Origin of the sequence: Nocardioides luteus (assembly GCF_000960475.2) — a bacterium.
Classification (GTDB): Bacteria; Actinomycetota; Actinomycetes; order Propionibacteriales; family Nocardioidaceae; genus Nocardioides; species Nocardioides luteus_A.
Genome location: NZ_JZDQ02000023.1, coordinates 54360 through 69505, shown reverse-complemented (window position 1 = coordinate 69505; position 15146 = coordinate 54360). Strand labels below are relative to the sequence as shown.

Sequence of the window (15146 nt, the reverse complement as noted above, 5' to 3'; positions counted from 1 at the left end):
CATGGCACTTCTCGACAACAGGACCGCGGTGATCACCGGCGGGGCGCAGGGCATCGGACGCGCCGTGGCGGAGAGGTTCGTGGCGGAGGGTGCCCGCGTGGTCATCGCCGATCTCGACGGCGCCGCCGCCGAGGCCACGGCCAAGGAGCTGGGCCCCGATGTCGCCACCGGCGTGGCCTGCGACGTGGTCAGCGCCGAGGACGTCGAGCGCGCCCTGGAGACCGCGGTCACGACGTACGGCTCTCTCGACATCGTGGTCAACAACGCCGGCATCACCCGCGACGCGACCATGCGGACGATGACCGAGGACCAGTTCGACCAGGTGATCGCGGTGCACCTCAAGGGCTGCTGGCACGGCACCCGGCTCGCCGCCGCCCGGATGCGCGAGCAGAAGTCCGGCGCGATCGTGAACATCTCCTCGATCTCCGGCAAGGTCGGGATGGTCGGGCAGACCAACTACTCGGCCGCGAAGGCCGGCATCGTCGGCCTGACCAAGGCTGCCGCCAAGGAGATGGCCCACCACGGCGTCCGGGTCAACGCGATCCAGCCCGGGCTGATCCGCTCCGCGATGACCGAGGCGATGCCGCAGCGGATCTGGGACGAGAAGATGGCCGAGATCCCGATGGGCCGCGCCGGAGAACCGGACGAGATCGCGAACGTCGCGCTCTTCTACGCCTCCTCGCTCTCCTCCTACATGACCGGCACGGTCGCCGAGGTGACCGGCGGAAGGTTCATGTGAGCTGGCAGCCACGGCGGGTGACGTCGGTCGAGACCCTCGAGGCGGGTCCGGTCGGTGCCCTCGGTGCGCTTCTCGACAGCGGCGCCCCGGTGCCCGTCGCCGGGGACGTACTCCCACCGTTGTGGCACTGGGTTGCGCTCCCGCGCTGGCCGCTGTCGTCGGTCATCGGCGTCGACGGCCATCCGCGCCGCGGCGACTTCCTGCCGCCGATCGACCTGCCCCGGCGGATGTTCGCCGGCGGCGAGACGACCTTCCACGGCGACCTCCGGGTCGGCGCCGAGGTCGTCCGCGAGTCCGAGGTCGTCTCGGTCGAGGAGAAGACCGGGCGGAGCGGCCGGCTGGCGGTCGTCACGGTGGTCACCAAGCTGCTCGACGCGTCGCAGGACGACCTGCTCGTGGAGGAGCGGCAGGACCTGATCTACCGCGAGGCCGCGCCGGTGCCGACCTCGTTCCCCGAGCCCGGCGCCGCCTCGACGCTCTCCCCCGCCGGCCCACCGCTGGTGGCCGAGGACGACGGCTGGCGGTTCGTGACCGACCCGACGCTGCTGATGCGGTTCAGCGCGGCCACCGCCAACCCGCACCGGATCCACTACGACTGGCCCTACGCCACCCGGGTCGAGGGCTATCCGGGTCTCGTCGTGCACGGCCCCCTCTCGGCCCTCGTGCTCGCCGAGGCCCTCCGGCTGGCCCACCCCGACCGGTCCGTACGCCGGCTGAGACACCGCAACACCGCGCCGCTGTTCTGCGGCGACCCCGCCCACGTACGGATCGACTCCCCCGACCCCGACACGGCCGAGGTCGCGCTGCGGCGCCCCGACGGCACCGCGCTGGCCGGCCTGACGGCCGACCTGGCCCCCACCTCCCCCTGAAAGGCACCCTTCATGAGTCACCCCTCCCGCGACGTGGTCATCTGCGAGCCCGTCCGCACCCCGATCGGCCGCTACGGCGGCGTCTTCAAGGACCTCAGCCCGGTCGACCTCGGCGTCACCGCGCTGCAGGGCCTCCTCGCCCGCACCGGCCTCGACCCGGAGCGGATCGACGACGTCATCCTCGGCCACTGCTACCCCAACGCCGAGGCGCCCGCGATCGGACGCGTCGCCGGCCTCGACGCCGGTCTCCCGGTCACCGTCGGCGGCCAGCAGGTCGACCGACGCTGCGGCTCCGGCCTCCAGGCCGTCGCCAACGCGGTGATGCAGGTGGCCTCCGGGGCCAGCGAGATCGTGGTGGCCGGCGGCGCGGAGTCGATGAGCAACGTCGCCTTCTTCTCCCTCGACATGCGCTGGGGCGGAGTCCGCACCGGCGTGCAGATCCACGACGGCCTCACCCGCGGCCGCCAGACCCCGGGCGGCCGGTTCCACCCGGTCCCCGGCGGCATGCTCGAGACCGCCGAGAACCTCCGCCGCGAGTACGCCATCAGCCGCGAGGAGCAGGACCGCCTCGCCGTCAGCTCCCACCAGCGCGCCGTCGCCGCCCAGCAGAGCGGTGTCTTCGCCGAGGAGATCGTGCCGGTCACCGTGCCGTCCCGGAAGGGCGACGTGGTCGTCGACACCGACGAGCACCCCCGTGCCGACACCACGCTCGAGTCGCTCGCGAGGCTGCGGCCGATCCTCGGCTCCTCCGACCCCGAGGCCACCGTCACCGCCGGCAACGCCAGCGGCCAGAACGACGCGGCCGCGATGTGTCTGGTCACCACGGCCGAGACGGCCGAGCAGCTGGGCCTGCGGCCGCTGGTCCGGCTGGTGTCCTGGGCCGCCGCCGGCGTACGTCCCGACATCATGGGCATCGGCCCGGTCCCGGCCACCGAGGCGGCCCTCGCCAAGGCCGGCCTGACCCTGGCCGACATCGACGTCATCGAGCTCAACGAGGCCTTCGCCGCCCAGGCGCTCGCGGTGATGCGCGAGTGGAAGTTCACCGACCAGGACCTCGAGCGCACCAACGTCCACGGCTCCGGCATCTCCCTCGGCCACCCCGTCGGGGCCACCGGCGTGCGCATGCTCGGCACGCTCGCCCGCGAGCTGCACCGCCGCGAGGCCCGCTACGGCCTGGAGACGATGTGCATCGGCGGTGGCCAGGGCATGGCCGCAGTCTTCGAGCGGGTGGTCTGATGCGTACGTTCACCTCCGTCGAGGCGATCGAGGCGGCCGTCGGCGAGGAGCTCGGCACCACCGACTGGGTGCAGATCACCCAGGACCGCGTGGACCGTTTCGCGGAGCTGACCGGCGACCACCAGTGGATCCACGTCGACGTCGAGCGCGCCACGGCCTCGTCCTTCGGTGGCACCATCGCCCACGGCTACCTCACCCTGTCGATGCTGCCGGCCTTCTCCACCCAGCTCTACACCATCGAGGCCGGCTCGGCCCGGCTCAACTACGGCCTCGAGAAGGCGCGCTTCCCCGCGCCCGTCAAGGTCGGCGCGAAGATCCGGGCGACGCCGCGGATCAAGGAGGTACGCCCGGTCCCGGCCGGCACAAAGGTGGTGGTCGCCTGGACCGTCGAGGCGGAGGGCGTCGAGCGACCGGTCTGCGTCGCGGAGAGCATCACGCTGGTCCTCCCCTGACGTCTCCCGAGGCCGCCGACCCGCCCCTCCCGCAGGTCGGCGGCCTCGGCATGCCCGCAGCACCATTGGGCTCACGAGCGATATCAATGCCCTCCAGATTTGGTGTTGGACGTGCAATGGCGCGGGTTCTTAGTGTGAACGCGGTCACACAGCATTCCGGTGCGTGACGACACACAACCCCCGGAGGAGCAGTCCCCATGACCCAGTCAACGCGCGTCCCCGACGAACGGATGGCCCGTAAAGCGGGCATCGCCGCCTTCGTCGGCACCACGATCGAGTGGTACGACTTCTACATCTACGGCACCGCGTCCGCGCTGGTCTTCGGGCCGCTGTTCTTCAGCAACGCCGAGCCGGCCGTCGCGACGCTGCTCTCGTTCGCCACCTTCGCCGTCGGGTTCCTGACCCGGCCGCTCGGCGGTGTGCTCTTCGGCCACCTCGGCGACCGGATCGGCCGCAAGCGCTCCCTGATCCTGACCCTGCTGCTCATGGGCATCACGACCGTCGGCGTCGGTCTGCTCCCGACGTACGCCGCCATCGGCGCCGCCGCGCCGGTGCTGCTGATCATCCTCCGGCTGCTGCAGGGCCTCGCCGTGGGCGGTGAGTGGGGCGGCGCGGTGCTGATCGCGACCGAGCACACCCGCGCCGACCGCGGCTTCCTCTTCGGCGCCTTCGCCCAGCAGGGCTCGCCGGCCGGCCGGATCCTGGCCACCCTCAGCTTCCTCGCCGTGACCGGCCTGCTTCCCGACGACGCACTGCTCGAGTGGGCCTGGCGGGTGCCGTTCCTGGCCTCCGCCGCGCTGGTCGTGGTCGGGCTCGTGATCAGGCTCAGCCTCGAGGAGTCGCCGGCGATGAAGGAGCTCCACGAGCGCAACGAGGTGGTCCGCGTCCCGGCGATCGAGCTGTTCCGCAGCAACTCCCGTGAGCTGGCCCTCGGCGTCTTCGGCATCCTGTGCGTCTTCGTGGTCGTCTACGCCCGCGACACCTTCGCCCTCTCCTGGGCCACCACCCATCTGGGCTTCGGGAAGGACTCCTTCCTCACCATCATCCTGATCGCCAGCGTCGTGCAGTTCTTCGTGCAGCCGTTCGGCGCCGTGCTCGCCACCCGCTGGAACCCGCGCACCCTCGTCACCGTCCTGCTCGGCCTGGAGGTGCCGGCGCTCGCGCTGATGTTCGTGCTGATGGGCACGGGCAACTGGACCCTCGCGATGATCGGCGCGGTGATGGCCACGATCCCCGACGTGATGTTCTACGCCGTCATGGCCGGCATGCTCGCCCAGGCGTTCCCGGCCAGGGTCCGCTACACCGGGATCTCGGTGACGTACGGCCTCTCCGGGGCGCTGTGCGGCACCACGCCGATGATCCTGCAGTGGCTCCTGGACACCTCCGGCAGCATCGCGGTACCGGTCGCCTTCGGTGTCGTGACCACGGTGATCTCGCTGGTCTGCTCCCGAGCGCTGCTCGGCCGGGGTGCCGCCGACGCGAAGACCGCGGACGCCGCGTCGGTGACCGCAGCTCGCTGAGCCGCGATCACCGCCGGATCGTTCACCTGCCGGCGCCCAGCGAGCTGCGTGCGAGCTGGGCGACGCGCTGGTTGGGGATCCCGGTCTCCGCCGCGATCCGCCCGAACGACCAGCCGCGACGCCGCAGCATCCGCACGGCCATCGCACTCTCGTCGTGCAGGTCCTCGAGATGCTTGTCGACCCTGCTACGTCGGTCCTCGAGCTCACGCAGGGTCGCCACCGGGTCGTCCGGCTGGTCGGCACGGGCCCGGCGCGTCGGGGACCCGTCCGGCGCCAGCGCAGCAGGCGGGTTGAACGCCCACAGGGTGTAGTCATCGGCCCACCGGATGAACCGGGCCATGCGGCTCTGGTGGAATCTGGTCGGAACATCGACGCCCTTCGCAGGACGGGTCACCTAAGCTGCCATCTCCGGCTCCTTCACGTGGTCGGGCAAAGGCGGGGGAAGCTCCTCGGTATCCATGATCCGCGGCCGCGATGACCGAGTCGTTGAGCGCCGGTAACGGGCAGGTAAGGGCTGGCCGGACGCGCCTTGATCAGGCGCGGTCCCGGGCTCGCTCGGCACGGAACGCCTCGGCCGAGAACGCACCCCGGTCGGCCCCGCGCAGCGCGCCGAGCCGGTCGGCGACGGCGCCGACCACGGCGGCGATCATCGGGATCCAGATCGGGATGAACATGAAGGCCAGCAGCGGGAGCATCGTCCTGAGTGCGTCTTCCACGGTGTCACGTCTCCTCGGTCCGGTGGGCTGATCCCCAGGAGTCTGGGCGCCGAGGCACCCACCGAGTTAGTGCCGTCGCGCCAATCCCGAGGCGACCTTCTGTGCGCTCGGACGAAGACGGCGAGCAGAGGCGCAGGTGACCCGAGGCGCGCCGGCCGGCTGCGCTCAGTTCTCGGGCAGACCGGCTGCGGTGCGGTCGGCGTCGATCAGGTCGCCGAGCAGCGCGACGGTGGCGGCAGCGAGGCTCTGGAACGGGAGGTCCGGAGGCGGCTCGTTCTCGAAGGCACGCTGGACCGTGCGCGCGAGCAGGTCGGCACGCCGCTTCGGATCGTCCGTCGAGCTCGAACCCTGGGCGCGTACGAACCCTTCGAACGTCGCCTGGTAGGCATCACCGATCTCATCCAGACCCAGGTCGTCGCGGAGCAGACGATGCTCGGCGAGAAGCCCGAGGTAGCCGTGCAACATCGCGGCATGCCGCTCGTCGCGGGCCGTGTCGGGCGAGCTGGTCAACTTGCCGAGCAGATGCAGATCGCCCAGCAGCAGCCCGCTCAGCAGCGGACGGTCCACGATCGCCAGGAAGTACACACGGGCGAAGTCGTGCAGCAGGCAGGCCCGCGGGTCCTGCTGGAGCGCCTGCCGAACGTCGTCCGCCGCCCGGAGCACTTCACGCGCGAAGACCGCACCGAACAGCTGTTCGCGGGTCTTCCAGTGGAGGTAGACGGTGCCTTTGCCGATCCCCGCCTCGCCGGCCACGTCGTCCATGGTCACGCGTCGGTAGCCGTGCCGCGTCAGCAGCTCCGCCGCGACGTCGAGGATGCGCGCCGCCCGTTCGGCTCGCTGCTGCGGCTCACGGAGTCGTTCGGTGCTGGCGCTCACGTCAGGACCGTATGACCGGATTCGAGATTCCGTCAAACGAACTTACAGTTGACGAATTTTGAAAAATCGTCATATCGTCACACCACCCCCTACCGACAGGAGTCGAGAAATGAACAAGCCCCTTCGTGACCAGACGATCCTGGTCACCGGCGCGACCGGGAACCAGGGCGGCGCGACGGCCCGCCACCTCCTCGCAGACGGCTGGCACGTCCGCGCCCTCGTCAGGGACGACACCACGCCGGCTGCCGCTGCGCTTGCCGCAGCCGGGGTCGACGTCGTCCGCGGCGACCTGGACGACCGCGCCTCCGTCGTGGAGGCGGCGCGCGGCGCGTACGGGCTCTACAGCGTCCAGTCCGCGAACGACAACGAGCTGGTCCAGGGCATCAACGTCGCGGACGCCGCCAAGGCCGCCGGCGTGGAACACCTGGTGTACTCCTCCGTCGGCGGCGCGGAGAGCCAGAATCGCTTCTACCAGCAGCAGGGCTGGGGACAGATCGAGAAGTGGCAGATCGAGGAACACATCCGCGCACTGGGCATTCCCGCCACCATCCTGCGTCCCGCCGGGTTCATGGAGGACTTCACCAGCCCCGCGAGGTTCTTCCAGAACGGCTCGCTGAACGTCCCGTGGCGCGACGACCTGGTCATGCAGCTCATCGCCATCGACGACACCGGCGCCTTCGCCGCTCTCGCCTTCGCCGACCCGGACACCTACCTGGGCAAGGCCATCGAGATCACCGGGGACCGGCTCACGGCACCGGAGATTGCCGAAGCGCTCAGTGCGGCGGCCGGAGTTCCCGTCCCCCACTCCCAGATCCCGGTCGACCTCCTGTGGCAGCACGACCCCGAGGTCGCGAAGGTCTTCACCTGGGCCGACGCCACCTACTACGACAGCGACCTCGCCCCGCTACGCAAGGCTCACCCAGGAGTCATGGACTTCGCCACCTGGCTCGACCGCAGCGGCAGGGCACGCCTGATGACGCAGCTGCACGCCACGACGGACTGACGCCTCAGCCGGGCGCGTCGGGAGTCATTCCACCCGTACGTCAGTTACCCGATCTTCGGCATGCGCCCATACCCCGGCCGGGATAACGATCGAATGACGAGGAGCGAGCATCGACCCCGAACCGATGCCCTCCCCTCGAGCCAACACCCGTCCAGGCCGCAGCCGAACGCGCCGACGGAGCCCGCAGCCGGGGAGCGGACCCGCCCTTCCACGTAGACAGCGACCGCGAGGTCTCTGAAAGGGGACACGCTATGCGCTCGACACCGAGCCCACTCATGCCTCGCGCCAGCAAGCCGAGGTTCTACAAGAGGTTGGCGGCGCTGAGCGCCACCGTCCTCGTCGTCACCGCACTCGTCTCTTCCGGCGCCTCGGCGTCCCACCCGGAGGCCAGTCTCGCCGGCAGCAACTTCGAGATCGACGTCGACGCCAACCTCAAGGTCGACGACCCATCACCCTCGCTCGACTGGGCGAACGTCAGCGAGATCCGCGCCACCGACAAGGTCAACGGCACCGGCGACGACTCGTACGCCGGCGGCGTCAAGGAGGACACCTCCTGTCCCGCCGCGGTGACCGACTCGATCCCGCCGAACAAGAGCGACCTGTTGAGCTTCCACGTCTACCGGGAGGCCGGCAGCGGCAGCCACCCGGGGTTCCTCAACCTGGCCTGGAGCCGAGTCAGCGACCCGAGCGGCACCACGCTGATGGACTTCGAGTTCAACCAGTCCAGCACCAAGTGCGCCTCCGGTCCGAACGTGGTGCGCACCACCGGTGACCTGCTCATCGAGTACGCCATCGACCAGGGTGGATCCCGCGCCGACATCACCGCACGCCGGTGGACCGGCAGCGCCTGGGGTCCGACCACCGACCTCGACGTCCCCTCCGCCACCTGTGGCGGTGCTCCGTGCGCGGCCGGCACCATCAACTCCTCGACGATCCCGGCCGCGGCCTCCGACGGGCTGATCGCCTCCGGGGAGAAGCAGGCACGGACCTTCGGCGAGGCGCAGATCGACCTGCGGCTCCTGTTCCAGCCCAACAAGTGCACGTCGTTCGGCAGCGCGATGCTGAAGAGCCGGTCCTCGGACTCCTTCACCTCCCAGCTGAAGGACTTCGTGGCACCGGTCGGGATCAACCTGCAGAACTGTGGCCAGGTGATCATCCGCAAGCAGACGCTCCCGGACGAGGACCCGAACACCACCGACTTCGGCTACACCAAGTCGTTCGGCACCGATCCCACCTCGGCGAACACGTTCACGCTCAAGGACGACGGGGTCAAGAACTACGGCAAGACCGTGCTCTTCGGCAGCGGCTACACCGTTACCGAGGACGTGATTCCGTCCGACTGGAAGTTCGTCAGCGTGAACTGCAACGCCAGCACCGGGGTCACACCGAGCATCAACGGCGCGACCGTGACGTTCGCGATCGACAACGACACCGACGTACTCGACTGCACCTACACCAACGAGCTCCAGCGCGGGGCCCTGAGGATCCTGAAGAACAGCACCAAGGGTGGAGCGGTCAGCAACGCCGGAGCGGTCTTCTCCTACGACGGCACCAGCGTGACCGACAACGGCACCGGTGACGAGGATTCCGACGTCGGCGAGGTCTGCGTATCGGGCCTTCCGCTCGGGGACTACGACGTGACGGAGACGTCGCCGCCTCCCGGCTACGCCGACGCCCCTGGTGGCGCACAGACCGTCACCGTGGTCAGCGGGACCAACTGCACCGACAACCAGCCGACCGGAGCGGCGGTCGCGACGTTCACCAACGCGCCGCTCGCCGACATCCAGGTCAACGTCCGTGACGGTGGCTCGGGCGAGACCAGCGTGACGTCGATGACCTGCGAGAACACCGGCACCACCGCGGACACCACCACGGCGTCCGGTTGGGACAAGACGATCACCCACAAGGGCATCGCGATCGACCCGTCACCGCGGACGATCACCTGCACCATCGTGGTCGATCCCTGATCCCCACATCACCCCATCCGCGGGGCCGCCCGGTTCGCCGGGCGGCCCCGTCGGGCATCGTCGCGGCATCGTCACTGCATCGTCACGGCGAGGCCGCAACATGCTCGAAACCCACGGCGGCTAGCGTGCCGTCCATGACGCGGGCGATCGTGGAGCAGTCGCGGGTGATCCACGGCTACAGGCGTGCGTACCGCATCGGCGGGGAGGGCTCCGCGATCCTGTTCATCCACGGGATCGGCGACAGCTCGCGCACGTGGGAGGACGTGCTGCCCCTGTTCGCCGAGAACCACCTCGTCATCGCTCCCGACCTCCTCGGGCACGGCGACTCCGACAAGCCGCGAGCCGACTACTCGATCGGCGGGTTCGCCAACGGCATGCGCGATCTCCTGGCCGTGCTGGACGTGGAGCGGGTCACCTTGGTCGGCCACTCGCTAGGAGGAGGTGTCGCGATGCAGCTCGCCTACCAGTACCCGCACCTGGTCGAGCGGGTCGTGCTCGTCTCCAACGGCGGCTCCGGACGGAGTGTCTCGACCTGGCTCCGACTGGCGACGCTGCCGTTGGCACCGGAGCTGCTCAAGCTGTTGCGGCTGCCGATCTCGCGGACCGGGGTGTCCACCGCCCTCGCGCTGCTACGCCGCCTGGATCACGACCTCGGCGTCGACGCCAGGGACCTGACCAGGATCGTCGACGCACTGCCCGACGCCCGCTCCCGCCAGGCCTTCGCCCGGACGCTGCGCTCCGTGGTCGACTGGCACGGCCAGGTGGTGACGATGCTCGACCGCAGCTACCTGCTCGAGAACATCCCGACGCTGATGATCTGGGGCGACCGCGACGGAGTCGTCCCCTTCCGGCACGCCGGCCGGGCGCGGCTGGCGATGCCGTACGCAGCCCTCGACGTCTTCCACGGCGCCGGCCACTTCCCGTTCCGGTCCGACCCCGGGCGCTTCGTGATGACGGTCGAGCAGTTCATCCGAAACACCGAACCCGCCACCTGGGACCAGGAGACGTGGCAGAAGCGGCTGCGCACCGGTCCCGAGCAGGATCCCGATGAGGAGACGACCCACGTGCGGAGCGAGTAGACAGCAACCCCCCGCCGCACCGTCTGCATACGTGGACGGGCATCCAATCGGCGCATTACCCTGCGCACATGAACGACGCCGCCGCGCCCGAGACGGGCGCCGTCACGACACCCACCGGAGGGGTCCGGGAGGTGAAGTCGGCCGCCCGCACGGTCGAGATCCTCGAGTTCCTCGCCGCCCGTCAGAACCGACCGGTGCGGCTGCGGGAACTGAGCGAAGCGCTCGGGGTCCCGCGAAGCAGCCTGCACGCCCTCCTCCGCACGCTCGCCAAGCACGGTTGGGTACGCAGCGACGCGACCGGCACGCTCTATGGCATCGGCATCCGCGCCCTGCTGGCCGGCACCAGCTACCTCGACACCGATCCCTACCTTCCACAGGTGACGCCGTTCCTCGTCGAGCTCCGCGAGCAGCTCGACGAGACGTTCCACTTCGGGCGCCTCGACGGCACCGACGTGGTCTACCTCGCCACCCGCGAGTCGTCGCAGTATCTGCGCCCCTACAGCCGAGTGGGTCGCCGACTCCCCGCCTACTCCACCTCGCTGGGCAAGGCTGTGCTGGCCGCGCTCCCAAAGCAGGAGGTCGCCGACCACGTGCCGGACGAGCTCGCTCCACTCACACCGAACACGCTCGTCGACCGGGCCGCTCTGACCACCGAGCTCGAGGCCACTCGCCGGCGCGGCTATGCCGTCGACAACGAGGAGAACACCCTCGGGCTCCGCTGCATCGCGGTGGCACTGGACTACGACGACCCGGTCTCCGACGCGATCAGCGCCTCCATCCCGATCGCCCGGCTCACCCCCGAGCGGGAAACCGAGGTCATCGCCGCTCTGCGGCAGGCAGCGGACCGGATCGTCCGCGTGGTCGGCCCGATCCGCAACTCCCTCACCTGGTCTTGACTTCATATAGAGACCTTGTCCACAGATGTAGACACTGACAGAATGCGCAGGTGCCCTCGACTCCCCCGTCCACCCCGTTGCATGTGCTCGTGACCGAGCCGATCATGGCCCGGTTCACCGACGTCCTCACGCGGAACGGCGACTCGCCTCACGAGTGGACGTTCGCGTGGGACGATGATCCCCGGGTCGCCGAGGTCGCCCCGACCATCGACGTGCTGGTCTGCTCCTCGGCGACCCCGGCGACGCCGGAGCTGCTGGCCTCGATGCCCCGGCTCAAGCTGCTCCATGTCACCGGCGCCGGGGTGGACAAGATCCCGCTCGAGGCACTGCCGGATGACGTACGGCTGGCCAACACCTACCATCACGGCCGCTCCATCGCGGAGCACGTGATGATGGTGTCGATGATGCTGCTGCGCGGCATCCTGCGGTCCGAGGCCGACATGCGCCGCGGCGTGTGGAGCAACGTGCTCGTGTCCGACGACTATCCCTTCGGTGGCGTGCTCGCGGGCCGCACCCTCGGTGTCGTGGGTTTCGGCGAGATCGGCTCAAGCGTCGCCCGCCTCGGCTCCGCCCTGGGCATGAGGATCCGAACCGTACGCCGCAACCCCGACGCGCCTGTGCCCGAGGGCGTCGAGCTGGACTGGGTCGGCCCCGACACCGCCCTGCACGAGCTGCTGGCCGCCTCCGACGTCGTCGTCGTGACCGTTCCGATGAGCGAGGAGACACGTGGGCTCATCGACGCCGCGGCCCTGGCCGCGATGCTGCCGAGCGCGGTGCTGGTCAACGTCGCCCGAGGTCCGGTGGTCGACGAACATGCGCTGCACGACGCGCTCACCGCCGGCACGATCGCCGGCGCCGGGATCGACGTGTGGTGGCGCAACCCTCGCGACCCGGACGCTCCCCCGCCCTCGCACCTCGACTTCACCGGTCTGCCCAACGTCGTGCTGACCCCGCACCAGTCTGGTCACACCGCCGAGGTGTTTGCCCAGCGTGCGCAGGACATCACCGACAACGTCGACGCGCTGGCCGAGGGCCGGCCGCTGCGCAACCCGGTGACCAGAAGCTAGCCCAGGAGCTGGTCGACCACCAGCACGACGGCACCGAAGATCGACACCGCGATCGCCGTACGCCGCAACCGCACCGGCGCCATCACCTTGTTGAGAAGCAGCGACAGCCCCCACCCGGCGAACGGAGCGGGCACCAGCGCCGCAGTGACCAGCAGGGTGCGCTGGTCGACGGAGCCGGAGGCGGCCAGGGCGAGGAACGACAGCATCGAGCCGACGAGGAAGAACGAGCTCATCGAGCTGCGCAGCACCGCGCCGTGCTTCTGCTGCCACACCAGCGCCATCGGCGGTCCGCCGATCGAGGTGGCGGTGCCAAGCAGCCCCGATGCCGCGCCCGCGGCGACGAGGTTGCGGCGCACCGGGCTCGGCCGCCAGCCCAGCGAGTTGAGCGCGACGCCGACCAGCACCACGCCGGCCAGCAGCAGCGCGAGCCCCCGTTCGGGCAGCGCGGCGACGAGCAGCGCCCCCACGATCGTCCCCGGCACCCGGCCGAACAGAGCCCAGCCGGTGCCGCCGAGATCGATGTGCTGTCGTTCGGTGACGACGACCATGACCGTCACCACGAAGGCAAGCATGACCAGCGTGCCGGGCAGCAGACCAGGATCGACCAGCGCGACCACCGGCGCGGCGAGCATGCCCATGCCGAAACCGATGGACGCCTGGAGCGCCGAGGCCAGGACGACGGCGACTGCGATGAGCGCGAAGGACCCGATCGAGAGCCCCATCAGCCCGCCTGCGACGAGGCCAGCTCCTGCTCCTGCGACCCCAACGGATGGAAGCACTCGGCCGTGTGGCCACCGTCGACCGGGTCGACGGCGAGCGGTGGGAGCGCGGTGGCGCACACGTCGGTCGCCTTCCAGCAACGGGTCCGGAACCGACAGCCGGACGGCGGATCGAGCGGCGAGGGGATCTCGCCGGACAGGATGATCTGCTCGCGACGACGTTCATGGTCGAGCGAGGGCGCTGCCGACAGCAGCGCTCCGGTGTAGGGATGCTGCGGCCGCTCGAACGTCGACTCGGTCTCCCCCTGCTCGATGATCCGGCCGAGGTACATCACCACGACCCGGTCAGCGACGTGACGCACGACCGAGAGGTCGTGCGAGATGAACAGGTACGCCACCCCGAGCTGCTGCTGCAGGTCGTTGAGCAGGTTCAGCACCTGTGCCTGCACCGAGAGGTCGAGCGCGGAGACCGGCTCGTCGCAGACGATCACGTCGGGCTCGAGCGCGAGTGCGCGGGCGATGCCCAGCCGCTGACGCTGGCCGCCGGAGAACTCCTGTGGATACTTCCCGGCGTCGCTCGACCGCAGCCCGACCAGGTCGAGCAACTCGCTCATCCTGGCCGCGCGATCGCGGGAGGTCTTGTGCAGCCCGGTGTGCGTGCGCCACGGCTCGCTCACGATGTCACCCGCCGACATCCGGGCGTTGAGCGAGGCGAACGGGTCCTGGAACACCATCTGCACCCGGCGCCGGAACGCCAGCAGGTCGGCGCCCTTGGTCGTGGTCGGGTCGACCCCGTCGAAGCGCACCGAACCGCTGTCCGGAGTCTCGAGCATCAGCAGCGAGCGGGCCAGGGTCGACTTGCCGCAGCCGGACTCCCCCACCAGGCCGAGGGTCTCGCCCCGGTGCAGGTCGAGGCTGACGCCGTCGAGCGCCCGCAGCTCCTTGCGCTTTCCGGCGTGGCGTACCGGAAAGATCTTGGTCAGGTCCCGGACCTCGAGAAGCGGTGCATCACTCATGAGTTCACCTCAGCGGGAAAGTGGCAGGCGGACAGGTGGCCGGGGGCGACCTCGCGCGCCGCGGGCCGCTCCTCGCGGCAGCGGTCGCGGACGATCGGGCAGCGGTCCTGGTAGACGCACCCGGCCGGGATCGCGGCCAGCTCGGGCGGCGAGCCGCCGATCGACTTCAGCTCCGCGCCGCGCTCGGCGTGCACGGGCACCGACTCCAGCAGGCCCGCGGTATAAGGGTGCTTGGGAGCGCCGAAGACGTCCTCGACCGGGCCTTGCTCGACCACGTTGCCCGCGTACATCACCACGACCCGGTCGGCCTGCTCGAAGACCAGGGCGAGGTCGTGGGTGATCAGCACGACCGCCATGTCGCGCTCCTCGCGCAGGTCCTTGAGGAGGCTCATGATCTGGGCCTGGACCGTGACGTCGAGCGCAGTGGTCGGCTCGTCGGCGAGCAGCACGGCCGGTGACAACGCGACGCCGATCGCGATCAGCAGCCGCTGTCGCATGCCGCCGGAGAACTGGTGCGGGTAGGAGTCGACCCGGGTCTCCGGCTCGGGGATGCCGACCCGGCGCATCAGCTCGATCGCCTCCGCCCGGGCCGCCTTCTTGGACAGACCACGGTGGATCCGGAACGGCTCGGCCAGCTGCGTACCCACGGTGTAGACGGGGTTGAGTGCGGTGAGGGCGTCCTGGAAGACGATCGCCAGCTCCTTGCCCGCGATGTCGCGCCGCCGCCTCGCCGAGGCGGTGCGCAGGTCGGTCGTGCCGCTCTCGCCCGTGATGCGGACCGCACCCTCGGTCACGTCCGCGACCGGCTCCAGCAGACCGACGACCGCGGTGGCGGTCATCGACTTCCCGCAGCCCGACTCTCCGAGGAGCGCGAGTGTCTCGCCCCGGCGTGCCTGAAAGGTCACCTTGTCGACGGCTCGCACGACGCCGTACGGCGTGCGGATGTCGACGCTCATGCCGTCGACGTCGAGGGCGACGGTCTCGTCGGTAG

General features: G+C 70.1%; 16 protein-coding genes. 10 read left to right on the top strand and 6 right to left on the bottom strand.

What is annotated here, in order from left to right:
* Position 1: 1 nt before the first annotated feature.
* The 5 genes from fabG (at position 2) to UG56_RS16740 (ending at position 4816) form a co-directional block, all read left to right on the top strand.
* Positions 2 to 739 (top strand): 3-oxoacyl-ACP reductase FabG, encoded by a 738-nt coding sequence (gene fabG, locus UG56_RS16760; protein WP_045548216.1) that lies wholly within the window; start codon positions 2 to 4, stop codon positions 737 to 739.
* Positions 736 to 1608, top strand: coding sequence for an FAS1-like dehydratase domain-containing protein (locus tag UG56_RS16755; protein WP_045548217.1), 873 nt, complete (start codon positions 736 to 738; stop codon positions 1606 to 1608). Before fabG ends, UG56_RS16755 begins: the two co-directional genes overlap by 4 nt.
* A 12-nt stretch (positions 1609 to 1620) precedes the next feature.
* The gene (locus UG56_RS16750; protein WP_045548218.1) at positions 1621 to 2844 is read left to right on the top strand and encodes an acetyl-CoA C-acetyltransferase; all 1224 of its coding nucleotides are present in this window, start codon (positions 1621 to 1623) and stop codon (positions 2842 to 2844) included.
* On the top strand, positions 2844 to 3296 hold the full coding sequence (locus UG56_RS16745) for a MaoC family dehydratase (protein WP_045548219.1): 453 nt from the start codon (positions 2844 to 2846) through the stop codon (positions 3294 to 3296). Before UG56_RS16750 ends, UG56_RS16745 begins: the two co-directional genes overlap by 1 nt.
* Before the next feature lie 197 nt (positions 3297 to 3493).
* On the top strand, positions 3494 to 4816 hold the full coding sequence (locus tag UG56_RS16740; RefSeq protein ID WP_045548220.1) for an MFS transporter: 1323 nt from the start codon (positions 3494 to 3496) through the stop codon (positions 4814 to 4816).
* A 22-nt stretch (positions 4817 to 4838) separates the two neighbouring features.
* Here UG56_RS16740 and UG56_RS16735 read toward each other — a convergent pair whose 3' ends face one another.
* The 3 genes from UG56_RS16735 to UG56_RS16730 all read right to left on the bottom strand — a co-directional run bounded on the left by UG56_RS16735 (position 4839) and on the right by UG56_RS16730 (position 6408).
* Positions 4839 to 5156 (bottom strand): hypothetical protein, encoded by a 318-nt coding sequence (locus tag UG56_RS16735; protein ID WP_045548221.1) that lies wholly within the window; start codon positions 5154 to 5156, stop codon positions 4839 to 4841.
* 193 nt (positions 5157 to 5349) lie between these two features.
* Positions 5350 to 5532, bottom strand: a complete 183-nt coding sequence (locus UG56_RS27980) for a hypothetical protein (RefSeq protein WP_143055074.1) — start codon at positions 5530 to 5532, stop codon at positions 5350 to 5352.
* A gap of 165 nt (positions 5533 to 5697) precedes the next feature.
* On the bottom strand, positions 5698 to 6408 hold the full coding sequence (locus UG56_RS16730) for a TetR/AcrR family transcriptional regulator (RefSeq protein WP_045548222.1): 711 nt from the start codon (positions 6406 to 6408) through the stop codon (positions 5698 to 5700).
* Positions 6409 to 6517: 109 nt separating this feature from the next.
* Here UG56_RS16730 and UG56_RS16725 point away from each other — a divergent pair, with 109 nt between their 5' ends.
* The 5 genes from UG56_RS16725 to UG56_RS16705 all read left to right on the top strand — a co-directional run bounded on the left by UG56_RS16725 (position 6518) and on the right by UG56_RS16705 (position 12420).
* A complete protein-coding gene (locus tag UG56_RS16725) occupies positions 6518 to 7411 on the top strand; it encodes an NmrA/HSCARG family protein (protein WP_045548223.1) in 894 nt (297 codons plus the stop codon).
* 275 nt (positions 7412 to 7686) lie between these two features.
* Entirely contained in the window at positions 7687 to 9378 is a 1692-nt protein-coding gene (locus tag UG56_RS16720; RefSeq protein WP_045548224.1) for an MSCRAMM family protein, read from the top strand.
* A 134-nt stretch (positions 9379 to 9512) separates the two neighbouring features.
* The gene (locus tag UG56_RS16715; RefSeq protein ID WP_045548225.1) at positions 9513 to 10457 is read left to right on the top strand and encodes an alpha/beta fold hydrolase; all 945 of its coding nucleotides are present in this window, start codon (positions 9513 to 9515) and stop codon (positions 10455 to 10457) included.
* A 68-nt stretch (positions 10458 to 10525) separates the two neighbouring features.
* Entirely contained in the window at positions 10526 to 11353 is an 828-nt protein-coding gene (locus UG56_RS16710) for an IclR family transcriptional regulator (RefSeq protein WP_045548226.1), read from the top strand.
* Positions 11354 to 11403: 50 nt separating this feature from the next.
* Entirely contained in the window at positions 11404 to 12420 is a 1017-nt protein-coding gene (locus tag UG56_RS16705) for a 2-hydroxyacid dehydrogenase (RefSeq protein ID WP_218145232.1), read from the top strand.
* Here UG56_RS16705 and UG56_RS16700 read toward each other — a convergent pair.
* From UG56_RS16700 to UG56_RS16690, 3 genes are read right to left on the bottom strand one after another with little or no spacing between them, the layout of a single operon-like run.
* Entirely contained in the window at positions 12417 to 13142 is a 726-nt protein-coding gene (locus tag UG56_RS16700) for a TSUP family transporter (RefSeq protein WP_045548228.1), read from the bottom strand. The two genes, UG56_RS16705 and UG56_RS16700, sit on opposite strands and share 4 nt — an antisense overlap.
* Positions 13142 to 14155, bottom strand: coding sequence for an ABC transporter ATP-binding protein (locus UG56_RS16695; RefSeq protein WP_045548229.1), 1014 nt, complete (start codon positions 14153 to 14155; stop codon positions 13142 to 13144). Before UG56_RS16695 ends, UG56_RS16700 begins: the two co-directional genes overlap by 1 nt.
* Positions 14152 to 15111 carry an ABC transporter ATP-binding protein gene (locus UG56_RS16690; protein WP_084101182.1) on the bottom strand — a complete coding sequence of 320 codons (960 nt, stop codon included), beginning with the start codon at positions 15109 to 15111 and terminating at the stop codon, positions 14152 to 14154. Before UG56_RS16690 ends, UG56_RS16695 begins: the two co-directional genes overlap by 4 nt.
* Positions 15112 to 15146: the final 35 nt, after the last annotated feature.